General features: G+C 68.4%; 10 protein-coding genes. 7 read left to right on the top strand and 3 right to left on the bottom strand.

The features are described 5' to 3' along the window. Positions 1 to 34: 34 nt before the first annotated feature. From ABD708_RS01250 to ABD708_RS01235, 4 genes are read left to right on the top strand one after another with little or no spacing between them, the layout of a single operon-like run. The gene (locus tag ABD708_RS01250) at positions 35 to 1,510 is read left to right on the top strand and encodes a DUF3375 family protein (RefSeq protein WP_344751460.1); all 1,476 of its coding nucleotides are present in this window, start codon (positions 35 to 37) and stop codon (positions 1,508 to 1,510) included. Further along, positions 1,507 to 2,250: a DUF4194 domain-containing protein gene (locus ABD708_RS01245; RefSeq protein WP_344751459.1), complete on the top strand. Its 744-nt coding sequence runs from the start codon at positions 1,507 to 1,509 to the stop codon at positions 2,248 to 2,250. Before ABD708_RS01250 ends, ABD708_RS01245 begins: the two co-directional genes overlap by 4 nt. Then, the gene (locus ABD708_RS01240; RefSeq protein ID WP_344751458.1) at positions 2,247 to 5,684 is read left to right on the top strand and encodes an ATP-binding protein; all 3,438 of its coding nucleotides are present in this window, start codon (positions 2,247 to 2,249) and stop codon (positions 5,682 to 5,684) included. Before ABD708_RS01245 ends, ABD708_RS01240 begins: the two co-directional genes overlap by 4 nt. Continuing rightward, positions 5,684 to 6,877, top strand: a complete 1,194-nt coding sequence (locus ABD708_RS01235; RefSeq protein WP_344751457.1) for a Wadjet anti-phage system protein JetD domain-containing protein — start codon at positions 5,684 to 5,686, stop codon at positions 6,875 to 6,877. Before ABD708_RS01240 ends, ABD708_RS01235 begins: the two co-directional genes overlap by 1 nt. Positions 6,878 to 6,934: 57 nt before the next feature. Here the strand turns inward: ABD708_RS01235 and ABD708_RS01230 are convergent, their stop codons facing one another. After that, on the bottom strand, positions 6,935 to 7,219 hold the full coding sequence (locus tag ABD708_RS01230; protein ID WP_344751456.1) for a helix-turn-helix domain-containing protein: 285 nt from the start codon (positions 7,217 to 7,219) through the stop codon (positions 6,935 to 6,937). 261 nt (positions 7,220 to 7,480) lie between these two features. Here ABD708_RS01230 and ABD708_RS01225 point away from each other — a divergent pair, with 261 nt between their 5' ends. The 3 genes from ABD708_RS01225 to ABD708_RS01215 are packed head-to-tail and all read left to right on the top strand — an operon-like array spanning position 7,481 to position 9,143. Further along, a complete protein-coding gene (locus ABD708_RS01225; protein WP_344751455.1) occupies positions 7,481 to 7,831 on the top strand; it encodes a hypothetical protein in 351 nt (116 codons plus the stop codon). Further along, complete coding sequence (locus ABD708_RS01220; protein ID WP_344751454.1) at positions 7,828 to 8,472, top strand: metallophosphoesterase; 645 nt, start codon at positions 7,828 to 7,830, stop codon at positions 8,470 to 8,472. The genes ABD708_RS01225 and ABD708_RS01220 overlap by 4 nt, the downstream gene beginning before the upstream one ends. Then, positions 8,472 to 9,143, top strand: a complete 672-nt coding sequence (locus ABD708_RS01215) for an HAD domain-containing protein (protein WP_344751453.1) — start codon at positions 8,472 to 8,474, stop codon at positions 9,141 to 9,143. The genes ABD708_RS01220 and ABD708_RS01215 overlap by 1 nt, the downstream gene beginning before the upstream one ends. Positions 9,144 to 9,218: 75 nt before the next feature. On the opposite strand, the gene ABD708_RS01210 is transcribed toward ABD708_RS01215, so the two are convergent. Both ABD708_RS01210 and ileS read right to left on the bottom strand, forming a co-directional pair. Next, complete coding sequence (locus ABD708_RS01210; RefSeq protein WP_344751452.1) at positions 9,219 to 10,130, bottom strand: aminoglycoside phosphotransferase family protein; 912 nt, start codon at positions 10,128 to 10,130, stop codon at positions 9,219 to 9,221. Between the two features lie 193 nt (positions 10,131 to 10,323). Next, positions 10,324 to 13,632, bottom strand: a complete 3,309-nt coding sequence (ileS, locus tag ABD708_RS01205; RefSeq protein WP_344751451.1) for an isoleucine--tRNA ligase — start codon at positions 13,630 to 13,632, stop codon at positions 10,324 to 10,326. Positions 13,633 to 13,971 lie beyond the last annotated feature (339 nt).

The raw sequence follows: 13,971 nt of genomic DNA, 5'->3' as shown, positions 1-13,971 counted from the left end.
GTCCGCTCGGCGCCATGCCCGCGAAAGGAGCCCCATGCCTGCCAGCCGTGAGGACTTCGCTGACGCGCTGAAAACCCCGACGATCGCGCTGCTGGGCAGCTCCACCCGCCACTGGGTGCTGCCGCTGTTCGCCGAGCACCTCGAAGGCAACGCCAATGGCGTCTCCCCGGAATGGTTCCACGAGCGCGTCGAGGAGGCGGCACGGGCCGCCGTGCAAGCCGGCGACTGGGGCAACGACCGACGCGACCCGGCCGACCGCTGCCGCGAGTGGAAGGACAACAACTGGCTGGACACGACCGTCGACAGCGAGGGCCGGATCCGCTACGCCCTGTCGGAGCACGCGCTGAAGGCGATCGAGATCATCAGGGGCATCGCCGAAGGCCAGTCGGCAGTCACCGCCTCGCGCCTGGGCAGCATCGCACACGCCGTCCACGAGCTGGCCGCGAAGGTCAACCCCGACAAGCAGGCCCGCATCCGGCTGATCGAGGAGCGCATCCAGGAGCTCCAACGGCAGAAAGACGACATCGCCACCGACCGGATCCGAGCCGCGACCGTCGACGAGATGCAGCAAGCCCTCGACGAGGTCGTCTCGATGACCCGCAGCCTTCCAGCCGATTTCCGCCGTCTTCACGCGCTCGTCGAGCAGCGCCACCAGGCCGTCGCCCGCCGCGCTCTGTCCGACGCCCCGACCAAAGCCGAGATGGTCATCGACTACCTGCGCGAGCACGACCTGCTGGAGCAGACCGCCCAGGGCCGCGCCTATCTCGGGTTCACCGACATGCTCGCCAGCGGCCAAGCCCAGATCATCCGCTCCGACATGGATGAGATCCTCACGCAAGACTTCGCCCGCACCCACATGACCGCGGCGCAACGCACCCAGCTCGACACCCTCTTCTCAACGCTGCTCGCCGAGGACTTCAAAGTCCGCGACAGCTATCTGCGCTGGACCGCCACGCTGCGCCGGCTCATCACCCGCAACGTCGACGGCCGCAACCAGCGAGTACTCACCCTGATCGACCAGGCGCTGTCCGCCGGCACCCAATGGGCGCTCGCGGACCCCGGCAGGCGCACCCTTGATGAGGACATCCTTGGCATCGGCCAAGCCACTGTGCACGACGCCGGCGGCCTGCGCCCGTGGCGGGAGACCAGCAGGCAGACCGTCCACATCACGCCAGAGACGATCGACGAGCCGATTCCCATCGCCGACCGGGAGGCGCTGCGCCTGGCCGCCGGTACCTCCCGGCGAGCGGTGGCCCGCACCGTCAACCGCCTGATCCGCAAGAGGCGCCTCGTCACCGGCACGGACGCGTTCGAGGCGACCCGGCCCGAATTCCAGCGCTTGGGCACCCTCGTCAGCCTCCTCGACCTCGCCATCGACTACGGGCAGGTCCAGACCGAGCTCAGCGAGGCTGTACACCTGGAGCGACCCGACGAGCGAAGCCTGAAGGTCGTGCTGCCGCACCTCATCTTCGACCGCGAGATCCACCTCAATGACAAGGGGCGCCCATGAACGACGACAACAGCGACGACGCGCCCGCGGAGGAGCCCGCAGACAGCAGCCGCCAGCTGCCCGAGGAAGCCCGGCGGGTGCTCACCCGCATCCTCAGCCAGCGCTTCATCACGCGCACCCGCGCACACGACGACGAATGGGCGGCGCTCCTGGCCTGGCGCCCGGAGATCACCGACCGGCTCGCCGACCTCTACTTTCACCTGCACATCGACCCCGAGGCGGGCGTCGCGTTCAAGCGCCACACACGCCAGGAAGGCGCCCCCCGCTCGCTCCTGCGGCAGGAGCGGCCACTGTCCCGGGACGCATCCTTCCTCCTCCTCATGCTCCGGCAGGAGGCCGAGCTGTCCGACCCTGACGATGAACACCGCGTGGTCAGCCGCACCCAGTTCGAAGAATTCCTGCGCGCCTACCGCGAAGACGAGGGCCAGGACGAGGCGCGCTTCGCCACCCGCGTCGCCTCCGCTGCCAAAGAACTCGACGAGCTCGGTCTCATCCACCCGGACAAGGACGCCGACTACCTGTACCTCGTCTCCCCCGCCCTTGTCCCCCTGGTCGGGCTGGAGGAGATCGAAGGCCTGCGCGCCGCCTACGAACGCCGACTGCGCGCCGCCGACCCCGACAGCCTCGCCACTGTGGCCGCCACTCACGCGGGGCAGGCCGCCGAGGACGGTCGCGAGGATCCCAGCGGCATGGCCACTGCCGACCACCAGGAAGACGCTGACAAGGAGGACCAGGAGTGACCACCGACGAGGAGAGCGGCCAGTTCCGCATCACACAGGTGCAGATCCTGAACTGGGGGGCCTACCACGGCCGGAAGATCATGCACGTCTCCCGATCCGGCACCGCCATCCTCGGGCCCTCCGGCCGCGGCAAGTCCACCCTGCTGGACGCCATGGCCTCCGTCATCCTCCCCAATCCGCAGAAGTTCAACCAGGCCGCCCGCGACGACGCCAGTAGCCGATCAGAACGCACCGTCTACAGCTACGCCCGCGGCCTCACCGACCGCCGCAAAGACGGAGGAAAAGCCCGCACAGGCACCATCAGCTACCTGCGCCCGCAAGGCTCCCCCGGTTTCGCCAGCGGCGCCGCCATCACCTGGACTCACGACGACGGCCGCCAGGTCACCGCCCTGCGCCTGGCCTGGGTCTCCCCAGACGCCGCCGGACCCGAGCAGATCGCCAGCACCACGATCTACGGGCTCCTCCACCGACACTTCGACCTCAGCGCGCTGAACACCCTTTCCGGCAACCGCGCCGGATCCTCGCCGCTCTCCCTCGGCAACCTCGCCCCGTTCGCCAATGACAGCCGCGACGTGTTCGACCAATCCCAGAAGCGCATCCACGCCCGCATGCGCACCTCGCTCGGCCTCGGCCGTACCGAGGACTCGCAGAAGAACGCGCACGACCTGCTGCACCTCGCGCAGGCCTCCAAAGGCATCTTCAACATCGACACGCTGTTCAAAAACCATATGCTCACCACCCCGCAGGCACCCCGCCGGTGGGAGCACGCCCTCGCCTCCTACCGCGAGGCCTCCAAGCTCTACGACGAGTTCGAGCAGGCGCGCCGCCGCAAGGAGACCCTGGAGCCGCTGCCAAAATTCGCCGAGCAATACAACCACGCCCGCACCTCCTACAGCGCGAAACTGGCGATCGTGGCCGCACCGGACGACGGATCGCCCAGCCGGCTGCAGGTCTGGCATCGCAGCAAGACACTGGACTGGGCCGAGACCCAGGCCCGCACCGCCCGCGACGAGCTCACCCAACTGACGGCGAGCCTGCACGCCGCCCGCGACGCCGAAGCAGCCGCGAAGGACGAACTCGACGCCGCCCAGGCGGCGCTGCTCGCCGCCGGCGGCGACCCGACAGGCGAGCTGAAAGCCCGCCTGCAGGCCGCCCGCGAGGATCTGGAGCGCACCGACCGGCAGCGCGCCGTCGTCGCCGCCAAGCTCGCAGCGTTCAACCTTGCCCTGCCGGACGACAGCGACAGCGCGCTGCGCCTCACCCACGACGGCGGCGCCCTGCTGACCGAGCTGGAAGGCCACCGAGACGCCCTGGCCGCCGCAGCCAAGGACGCGGTCCTGGCCGCCGGGCAGCACGCCACCGCATACCGGACGGCCGAGAAAGAACTCGCCGGGCTGTCAGAAACCAGCAACGTCCCCGGCGAGGATGACAAGCTCCGCAACGACATCGCCGCGCGCACCGAGATCCCCACACACCGGCTGAAGTTCGCCGGCGAGCTCATCGAGATCCGGCCGAAATACCGAGACTGGGAGAAAGCCGTCCTGGCCGTTATCGGCGGCCTCGCCCAAGACCTGATCGTCGACCGCAGCGACCTGCCGGCCGTGCGCCGCGACGTCAACCGGAACGACCTGCGCCGGCGCATCTCACTGGCCGAAGCCATCCCCGACCTGCCCATCCTCCCTCCTCAGCCGGGCACCATCCCCGAGCTGCTGGAGATCGCCGACTCCCCCTATGCCGGATGGCTGTCCGCACAGCTCAACGACCGGTTCTCCTACCGCTACGTCGAGGACGACACGCAACTGGAAACCCCACGACCTGTCGGCATGACTGGCGCTGTCACCCGCGCGGGCCTGCGCACCGCAGCCCACGGCCGCTATGTCAAAGACGACTCCTACCGCCGCTACAAGTGGATCGGCTGGGACACCAGGCAGCTGCGCCACGAGATCGAGCAAGAACTCGCCCAGCGCAAAATAGACCTCGCCAGCGCCCGCACCCGCGAAGCCGACGCCCAGACCGCCTACGAACAGGCCCGCACGCGCGCACACACGCTCCGGAGCCTCCTCGAGGACACGAACTGGGAGGACCTAGACCGGCGGAAGGCCGAGCGCCGCACGAGCGCTCTTGCCGCCGAGCTTCAAGCCGCCGACACCCCCGAGAACGCCGCACGCGCCGCCCGGGTTCAAGACGCCCTGGCCGCTGCGATCCAGGCCGGCACCCGTGTGAACAAGATCGCCGAGGACCGGCAGGCGAAGGAGGCAGCCTGGGGGCTCCTAGAGACGGCCAAGGACCTCTGCGCGCGGCTCCTCGAGGCGGGCGCGCCGCTGACCGCGCACGAGCGGCACGAGCTGTCACCGCTGCCGTTCGCCGCCCCCACCTGGGCGCCCAGCGCCAGCGACGCCGCGATCGAGAAGGCGCTGGAGAGCAGTCTCGCCCAATCCGCCGCGGCGCTGCGTGCACAACTCGAGCAGCACCAGCGCGACGCCGACTATGCCGAGCGCTCACTGCTGTACGTCATCCGCACCTTCCGCAGCCTCGACGACCAGGCCGCCCGCATGATCGACGAGAGCATCAACGCCGTTCCCGCGCTCATGAGCATCCGCCAGCGGCTCATCAATGACGACCTGCCCAGCGCCAAGAACCGGTGGCTGAGCATGGCCAAGAAGGAGATGAACAAGGACCTGCGCAACCTCCTGACGGAGATCGAGGAGGATCGACGCACGATCCGCCGAGGCCTGGACCCCATCAACGCGGTCCTTGCCGGCATCCCCTTCCGCAACGGGTCAGTGCTTGCCATTGAAGCTGTCGAGCTGCCCACTCCAGAACTTACGCACCTGCGCGAGACCATCACCGCGCACACCAACAACACCGTGGGCGTCCTGGCTGCTCTCAGCGACGACGCGAAGACCGAGGCCGATTTCCTCACCATGCGCACCGAGCTCAAGCGCCTCGAAGACTCCTCCCGGACATCCGAAGCGTGGCGCAACCGCGTCTTCGACGCCCGCCACCACTTCGAGTTCCGCGCCGCCGAGACCCAGCCCGACGGGGAAACGCTCATCCACGACGGCGTGGCAGGCATGAGCGGCGGGGAAGGTCAGCAGCTCATCGCGTTCATCCTCGGCGCCGCCCTGCGCTACCGCCTCGGCGAAGGCGAGGAGCGCGTCCCCACCTACGCCTCGATCATCCTGGACGAGGGCTTCGTGAAATCCGACTCCGACTTCACCGGCCGCTCCCTGCGCGCCCTGTCCGCACTTGGCTTCCAAGTCCTCATCGGCGCACCCCGCGAGAAAGCCCCCGCATTCGAAGACCACATCGAATCCGTCGCCTATATCAGCACCGATCCCGCCAACCCTCGCGGCGTCCACATCTACGAAATGACCATCCAGGAAGCCCTCGACCGCGGCGCAGAAGACGACGACGAGCCCGAGGCGGCCTGATGAAGACGCCCGAGGACCTCCAGCGCGCCCTCGCCAAGCGGTACGACAACGAATGGCGAGACTGGCTCGGCGCCCCGCCGCTGAAACCGTTCAGCTGCACCCTCGGCTGGCCCGGCAGCGCCGGCCTCATCCGGGCGCACATCGAGCAGCACGACGACGACGTCGCCGCCTGGGCGCGCACCTGGGCCGCCTGGTCGGCCGCCCACCCCGAGGCTCTGCTGCGCACCCGCGAAGTGCGCACATCGTGGGGCGCCGAGCGGATCTACACGCACGTCGAGCTTCACGGCGCGCATGCACTCGCCGCGCTCACCGCCCGCACGCGCGACCACTGGGCATGCGCGAGCAGACGCTACCCGCAACTGACCGCGCTCGGCTGCTCGCACCGGCAGCTGAGCCCGATCCTCTCGCGTCTCATCGACCTCACCGACGCCGACTTCGAGCTGCTGCTTCAGGTCGTCACCTGGTTCACCGCCAACCCGCGCAGCGGCAAGACGCTACGTCAAGTGAACGTACCGGGGCTGCACACGAAATGGCTCGCTCGCCACCGCGGCCTTGTCACCGCGCTCCTTCACCGCGACGCGGAAGCCGCACCGGCAGACGACGCCGACGCGGACGAGCTGAGCGACGAGGTGCTCGACCAGCTCGGCCTCAAACCCCTGCCGGTGCACGTCGACGTCATCCTCGCCGACCCGCATGACCGCGCGAAAATCGGCGGCATCCGCCACGTCAACGCCCCGATCAGCGAGATCGCCGCACTTCCCCTCCGCCCCGAGCGCGTCCTCATCGTCGAGAACAAGGAGTCCGCACTTCCGATCGGCGACCGCATTGGGCTCGTGATCATCCACTCCCTCGGTAACCACATCAGCGCCTTGGAGCAACTGCCGTGGATCCCCTCGGGCGGCGTCTGGTATTGGGGCGACCTCGACCGTCACGGGCTCACCCTGCTGTCTCGCGCCCGCGCAGCGCTGCCGCGCCTCCAATCGGTTCTCATGGATTCCGACACACTCCGCGCCCACCGCGAGCTCATCAACGACGACGGCACGTTGAAATGGGATCCCCCGTACGAGACCCTGACCGCGACCGAGCGGGAGTCGCTTCACCAGCTGACCGCCTCCGAGGTCCCGAAACGTTTGGAGCAGGAGCGGCTCCCCTGGGCAGCGGTGGAGGCCGCGCTCCAGAAGGCGCTCGCCTGAGCACCCAAGCGGCGGTGCAGCGGTGCCGCCATCGATGGCCAGCGGGCGAGCCTGGGGCTAACGCACGCGCAGATCCGGAGCCGTCGCCGGCAGGATGTCGCTCAGCGGCGCCTCGAGCACCTGCGCGAGCGCCAACAGCGACCTGATCGTCGGGTTCGCCGCTGCTCCGGGCCGGGACTCCCCCTTCTCGTACTTCTGGTAGGTGTAGCGGGTAAGCCCGGCGCGATATGCGACCTCCTCCTGGCTCAGGTCACGCGCGAGACGCAGGCGGCGCAGATTGGTGGCGAGGTCGGCGGCGTAGCGGCGCCATGCGCCGTCGTCATCACTCCCACGCTTGACCACCTCCTCAGCGTCGCGACCGCACGCAGCCTGTATGGCCTAATCGGTATGGCATAATTCAGGTGGCTATACGAAACAATCAGTTCTCGACCACGGCGCCTCCGGCGCTTACGGCTTTGCACGTGTGCCGCTGCCCGCAGAAGCTCCGGCCGAGACTGGAAGTCCAGCATCCTCGGCCTGATTGTCGAGGTGCCGTTGATCGTCGACCCACGCCCTATCTGGTGGAGAGCCGCCCCGGATCCGCCGCCTACCGCCTGGACAGCGGTGTCCGAGACCCTCACCGGCGAGGACACGGCTGACGAATGGGGTCTCGCCGCCGCGATCTTCATCGCCCGCACCCGGCGCAAGACCGGACGTGGGCCCACGTTCTCGGAGCTGTTCACCTACCTCTTGCCGGATACGTCGGGGTTGCCGGCACCGTTCCCGGACGGTTACGCGTATCCGCAGCGGCGCCGGCTCGCGGGCGAGTTCCGTCTGTTCGCGGCGATCGAGTGGAAACGGCGCGGGTGGGTCAGCTGGGAGCCCGGCGTCACCCGCAGCCTGCGCGTCGGGCGGGTCTTCCGGGAGCACTCGCGTGCTCTCCAACAACAGCGCGCCGCCAAGGAGCGGCGATGAACACGATGTCGGAGGATGCGGGCAGGATGACGGGCGTGTTCGACTTCGACCCGTTCGCGTTCGTGACCTCCGACACGCACTTCAGCCACGCGCGCATCAGCGAACTCGCCGGCCGCCCCTTCGCGACCGTCGAGGAGATGGACGAGGCGCTCGTCGCGCGGTGGAACGCGCTCGTCGGACCGGGTGACGCGGTGCTGCACCTCGGGGACCTCGCGCTCGGCCCGATCACGGAGTCGCTTCCGATCACCGGGCGGCTGAACGGCCGGAAGTTCCTGGTGCCCGGCAACCACGACCGCGTCTCCACCGCCACCCAGACCAAGACGGCGATCGAGAGATTCCGGCCGCTCTACGAGGAGCAGGGGTGGACGATCCTGCCCGAGATCCTCGACGGCACCCGCAACGGGCGCCGCCTGCGGGCAAGCCACTACCCCTACCGCGGCGACTCCCAGGAGCTCGAGCGCCACCAGAGCAAGCGCCCCGTCGATGACGGCACCCCGCTGATCCATGGGCATACCCACGCCCGCGACCGCGGAGGTCTGGGCAACCAGTTCCACGTCGGCGTGGACGCGTTCGGATACGCCCCGATCCCGTTCACCCTGATCGACGACTGGCTCGCAGGCCTGGCAAAAGGGGGTGCGTGATGAATGATTCCGACCGTGGGCCAGAAGAGACGGGGCGGTGCCTGGCGACGCTGTATCTGGATATCGATGGGGTGGTCAGCCCTGTGCCGGACCACCGGCATGCGACCAGCTACCGGTTCCAGCCGTTGCTGTGGCCAGACCGGCGCGGACTCACCATCGGATTGCGCCCGACCGAGGATGAGCGGGAGATCAGCGTGCCATGGTCGCCCTCGCTGATCACCGCGCTCGACGAGCTGCGGGAGGAGTTCCGACTGCGGCTCGTGTGGGCGACGTCCTGGCTGTCCGGTTTCCCGCGTGACGGCATCCGCGTCCTCACGGACGAGATCGACGGGCTGCGCGGCGGCGTGGAGCCCGAATGGCCCGACGTCGATGACGAAGACGACGAGGAGCTCGACGAGGATGCGCCGCCGCCGTTCCGGCCGCACCCCAAGCTCCTCCTGGTGCTCGCAGACCAGGAAGCCATCGGCGGCATGCCCTTCATCTGGATCGACGACGACGGCAGGCCCAATTACAGCGACATCGGCACCGATCGCGGGGGCATCTTCGGCAACGTGAAACGCCGCACCCGCGGCACACCGAGCCTGCTCATCGCACCGAACCGGCACCGCGGCATCACCCCGGCGCACATCAACGGAATACGGGAGTGGCTGGCACGGCTGCCCGCGAGCTGACTTCGCACCGTCTCGAATCGCCAGGCGGAGCCTGTCTGAGGAGCCGGTTTGCGGGATGCTGCATGTGCGCCGCGCTCAAGATGTCAGTCCCAGCACGCGAAGCAGCCTGGCCGAGCGATGAACGAGTTCGTCAAGACGGTCCGGTCGGCTCGTGTACGACCAGCGCACTACATCCAGCGCGTGCAGCACCGCCAGCTCGGCAAGCACTGGCGCTGCCTGAGCATCAGTCAGGCCGGCGCCGCCGAGGGCAGAGGACCAAGCGGCTTCGCTGACAGGTGACTCAGGGTCGCCCAGCAGCCGCCAGCGGTTGATTTGGTCGAGGTCTCCCCAGCAGGTTGGGCCGCTGTGAGCGGATCCCCAATCGACGACCGCATACCGCTCATTGACCAAGAGATTCCGCGTCGACAGATCGCCGTGGACGAGGCCCTGACTCAGTCTTCGCGCGCGCAAGCTAGCCAACACATTTCTGAGCTTGGAGCGATCCGGCTCTCGGTATATTCCGAAATCGACGAGCGGATCGTCACCTTCGAGGGCGGCGAAGTTGTAGCCCAGGTGCGCATCCCACGCCTCCGCGGGATTCCGACCGAATCGTGTGAAGAATGCGTCGGGGGCCGTCGCGACGTCGACTTCTGCCAAGGCGGCTGCGATCCGGCCGATCTCTCGCCAGGCGTGGAGGTCATTGGCAGCCGCGACCGTGCCTGGCAGGTGACCGACCACGAGGTACGACAAGCCGTCGGCGGTGCCGCGCGCCACGAGCGGCGAAGTATGGATGCCCGCTTCCGCCGTGGCCGTCAGACACCACGCCTCGACATCGAATGGGTCCACCAACATCCGCGTGTCGTCCTTCGCGAAGCGCACAACTACGTCGCGCCTCCCGCCCCGTACCCGGACCACGTGATTCTGATTGCCGCCATCCAACTCGGTGGCCTGCTCCACGGATATCCCCAATGAGCGCGCTATCGCTGCGGAGCGCTGCAGGACATCCATGGCCTGAAGCTACTCGCAGCCGGTGCTGGAGACGTTGAGCGACAGGTTCCGAGCAGCCCGCGCAATACCTCCGACTGCCGCGCTACGCTAGCCGAAACGACTCAATGTTGCGTCGACCAACAGAATCTTCCCCGAAGTCTTTGACTCCAGCCAAGGCTCCAACTCCGTGCGCATCGCGACATTGATTCCCACCTCAGGGCGACTCCTCCGCCTTGATCAGCGCGACGGTCGCGCGCTCACCGTCGCCCACCGTCACGCCGACGCCAGCGGCTCGCTCGACGACTGTGTAGGAGGTGGCGAGCGTCTCCTGGGCGATCAGCGCCTCGTGCGCCGTCGCCGCAGCCTGCACACCCGCGCCGCCGGCGAGGGTGAGCGCGATCCGGTCCTCGACGTGGAGGCCGGCGTCCTTGCGCGCCTGCTGCACGGCGCGGACCAGGTCGCGGGCCAGGCCCTCGGCGGCGAGCTCGGGCGTCACCGCGGTGTCGAGCACCACGAAGCCGCCCGCCGGCAGCATGCCGACCGCCCGGTTTGCGTCGGTCGAGCCGGCGACCGTCTCCAGGGAGTACTCCCCATCGACCAGCGCCAGGCCGCCCGCGGTGACTGAGCCGTCCGGCGCGACCGACCAGTCACCCGACTTCGAGCCCCTAATCGCCAGCTGGACGTCCTTGCCGAGCCGCGGACCGGCCGCTCGCGCGTTGACACTCAGGCGCTGCTCCACGCCGAATCCCTGGGCTTCCTCGGCCTCCGCGTCGAGCAGCCGGACGCCCTTGACGTTGACCTCATCGCCGATGATCTGCGCGGCGATCTCCTCGAACCCTGCGATCTCCGGGCCGCCGACCACCGTCAGACCGGCCAGCGGGAGCCGGTTGCGGAGCTGACGGGCCTTGCGCAGCGCGGAGGTGGCCGAGCAGACGTCACGGATGGCGTCCATCGCCTCTACGAGGGCCGTGTCGTGCGCCTCGAGGGGCTCGGCGTCTGCGCCGGGCTCGGCCGGGGGGCTCCACTCGGCGTCGCTGGGCCAGTCGGCAAGGTGCACCGAGCGCTCACCGGTCAGGCCGCGCCAGATCTCCTCGGTGGTCAGCGGCAGCAGCGGCGCGGTCACCCGGCAGACGACCTCGAGCACGGTGTAGAGCGTGTCGAAGGCGGCCTGCTCCTCGTTCCAGAACCGGTCGCGCGATCGGCGGATGTACCAGTTGGTCAAGACGTCGAGGAAGCGCTGGGTGGCCTCGCAGGCGTCGGCGACGTAATAGAGGTCCAGCGCCTCGGTCATCTGGCGCACGTAGTCCCGGGTCTTGGCCAGGATGTAGCGATCCAGCGGGTCCGTGCTCGCCGTCGACCACTGGGCCTCGAGCCGGGCGGCGTTGGCGTAGAGGCTGAAGAAGTGCCAGCTGTTCCACAGCGGGATCATCACCAGGCGCACCGAGTCACGGATGCCCTGCTCGGTCACAATCAGGTTGCCGCCGCGCAGGATCGGGCTCGACACCAGGAACCAGCGCATTGCGTCGGCCCCGTCGCGGTCGAAGACCTCGGAGACGCCGGGGTAGTTGCGCAGCGACTTCGACATCTTGTTGCCGTCCGAGCCCAGCACGATCCCGTGGCTGATGCACGACGAGAACGCCGGCCGATCGAAGATTGCCGTGGCCAGGATGTGAAGCATGTAGAACCAGCCACGCGTCTGACCGATGTACTCGACGATGAAGTCCGCCGGGAAGTGACCACCGACGAAGTCGCCATTGGGCCCAGCGAACCAGTCGGAGTTCTCGAACGGCACGTGGCTCTGGGCGTACGACATCGACCCGGAGTCGAACCACACGTCGAGCACGTCGGTGACCCGGCGCATTGTGGACTTCTGATCGTCAGGTCGCGGGTCATCAGGGTTGGGCCGGGTGAGCTCGTCGACCCAGGGACGGTGCAGGTCCCGCTCGCCGTCGGCGTTGGTCGGCAGCGCGCCGAAGTCGCGCTCGATCTCGGCGAAGGAGCCGTAGACGTCCAGGCGGGGGTAGGCCGGGTCGTCGGACTTCCACACCGGCACCGGGCTGCCCCAGAACCGGTTGCGGGTGATCGACCAGTCGCGCGCATTGGCGAGCCACTTGCCAAACTGGCCGTCCTTGATGTGCTCAGGCACCCAGCGGATCTGCTGGTTGAGCTCCAACATCCGGTCCTTGAACTTCGTTACCTCGACGAACCAGCTGCTCACGCCCTTGTAGATCAACGGGTTCCGGCAGCGCCAGCAGTGCGGGTAGGAGTGGGTGTACGTCTCGCGGCGCAGCAGCACCGTCCCGCCCGTGACCGCGCCGTTCTGCTCGCCGCGGGTTGCGGCCTTGAGGTGGTCGATGATGTGCAAGTTGGCGTCGAAGACCAGCATCCCGGCGTACTCGTCGACGGGCGCGGTGAACCGACCGTCCTTGCCGACCGGCATCACCGCCGCGATGCCCTCGCGGTCGGTGACCTCCTTGTCGATCTCACCGAAGGCCCCGGCGCTGTGCACCAGCCCGGTGCCGTCGGTAGTCGTAACCGCCTCGTCGGCGGCGACCACACGGAAGGCATTCTCGTGGCCCGCGTAGTAGGAGAACGGCGGCGTATAGGCCACTCCGAGCAGGTCGGCGCCGGTTCCGCGCCACACGATCTCGGGGTCCTCCCCCAGCTCGCGCTGATAGGCGGCCAGCCGGGCCGCCGCTAGGACGTAGCGGACCCCGTCGACCGCGACCGCGACGTACTCGATCCCGGTGCCGACCATGACCGCGAGGTTGCTCGGCAGAGTCCACGGCGTCGTGGTCCAGATCAGCAGCTTCGCGCCCTCGAGCTCACCAGGGGTCGTGATGCTGAAGCCGACGGTGACCGCCGGGTCCTGGCGGTCCTGGTAGACGTCGTCGTCCATCCCCAGCTCGTGGTTGGACAGCGGGGTCTCGTCGTTCCAGCAGTACGGCAGGACCCGGAAGCCCTCGTAGATCAGGCCCTTGTCGTAGAGCTGCTTGAACGCCCAGATCACCGACTCCATGTAGTCGGGGTTGAGCGTCTTGTAGCCGTGGTCGAAGTCGACCCACCGCGCCTGGCGGGTCACGTAGTCGCGCCACTCGCCGGCGTACTTCAGCACCGACGCACGGCAGGCTGCGTTGAACTTGTCGATGCCCATCTCGACGATCTCGTCGGTCGTCTTGATGCCGTTCAGTCGCATCGCCTCGAGCTCGGCCGGCAGGCCGTGAGTGTCCCAACCGAAGTGGCGCTCGACCCGGTGCCCGCGCATGGTCTGGTAGCGCGGGACGATGTCCTTCACGTAGCCGGTCAGCAGGTGGCCGTAGTGGGGCAGTCCGTTGGCGAACGGCGGGCCGTCGTAGAAGACGAACTCGTTGGCGCCGTTCTCGCCCGCCTCGCGCTGGTCGACCGACGCCTGGAACGTGCCGTCCTGCTCCCAGTAGGCCAGGATCCGCTCCTCGATCTCCGGGAACCGGGGGCTGCTCGGCACTCTGCCGTTCTCGGCGGTCGTGACCTTGGGGTACGTCATCGGCTAGGTCTCCTGCGGTTCGGGCTTGTCCAACCGCAGGGACGACATCACGTGCCGCGGTACCACCCTGCTTGCCCCTGGTCGAGCATGGGGGCCGCTCATTCATGGCTGTGACGGGCCTACCCGCCGGGTTCTACTGGGGCTTCGGTGGTTGACCTTATCGAAACCTGTTCTTCCCGGGGCTCGCCGCTGATAACGGCTCAAACGCCTTTCACTGCGAGAGCCTAGCCGGTCCGCTCCACAGACAGCCATTCCATTAAGAGCGGGCGACACGAATCCATCGGGCGCGCGCCGCGGAGTGAGCCCGTGGCGGCTCGGCAGCGACGACCGAAACCCGCC

The organism is Gryllotalpicola koreensis (genome assembly GCF_039538185.1).
In the GTDB taxonomy this organism is placed as follows: Bacteria; Actinomycetota; Actinomycetes; order Actinomycetales; family Microbacteriaceae; genus Gryllotalpicola; species Gryllotalpicola koreensis.
Note: the sequence above shows the minus strand (reverse complement) of the source record. Positions and strands in the feature narration are given on the sequence as shown.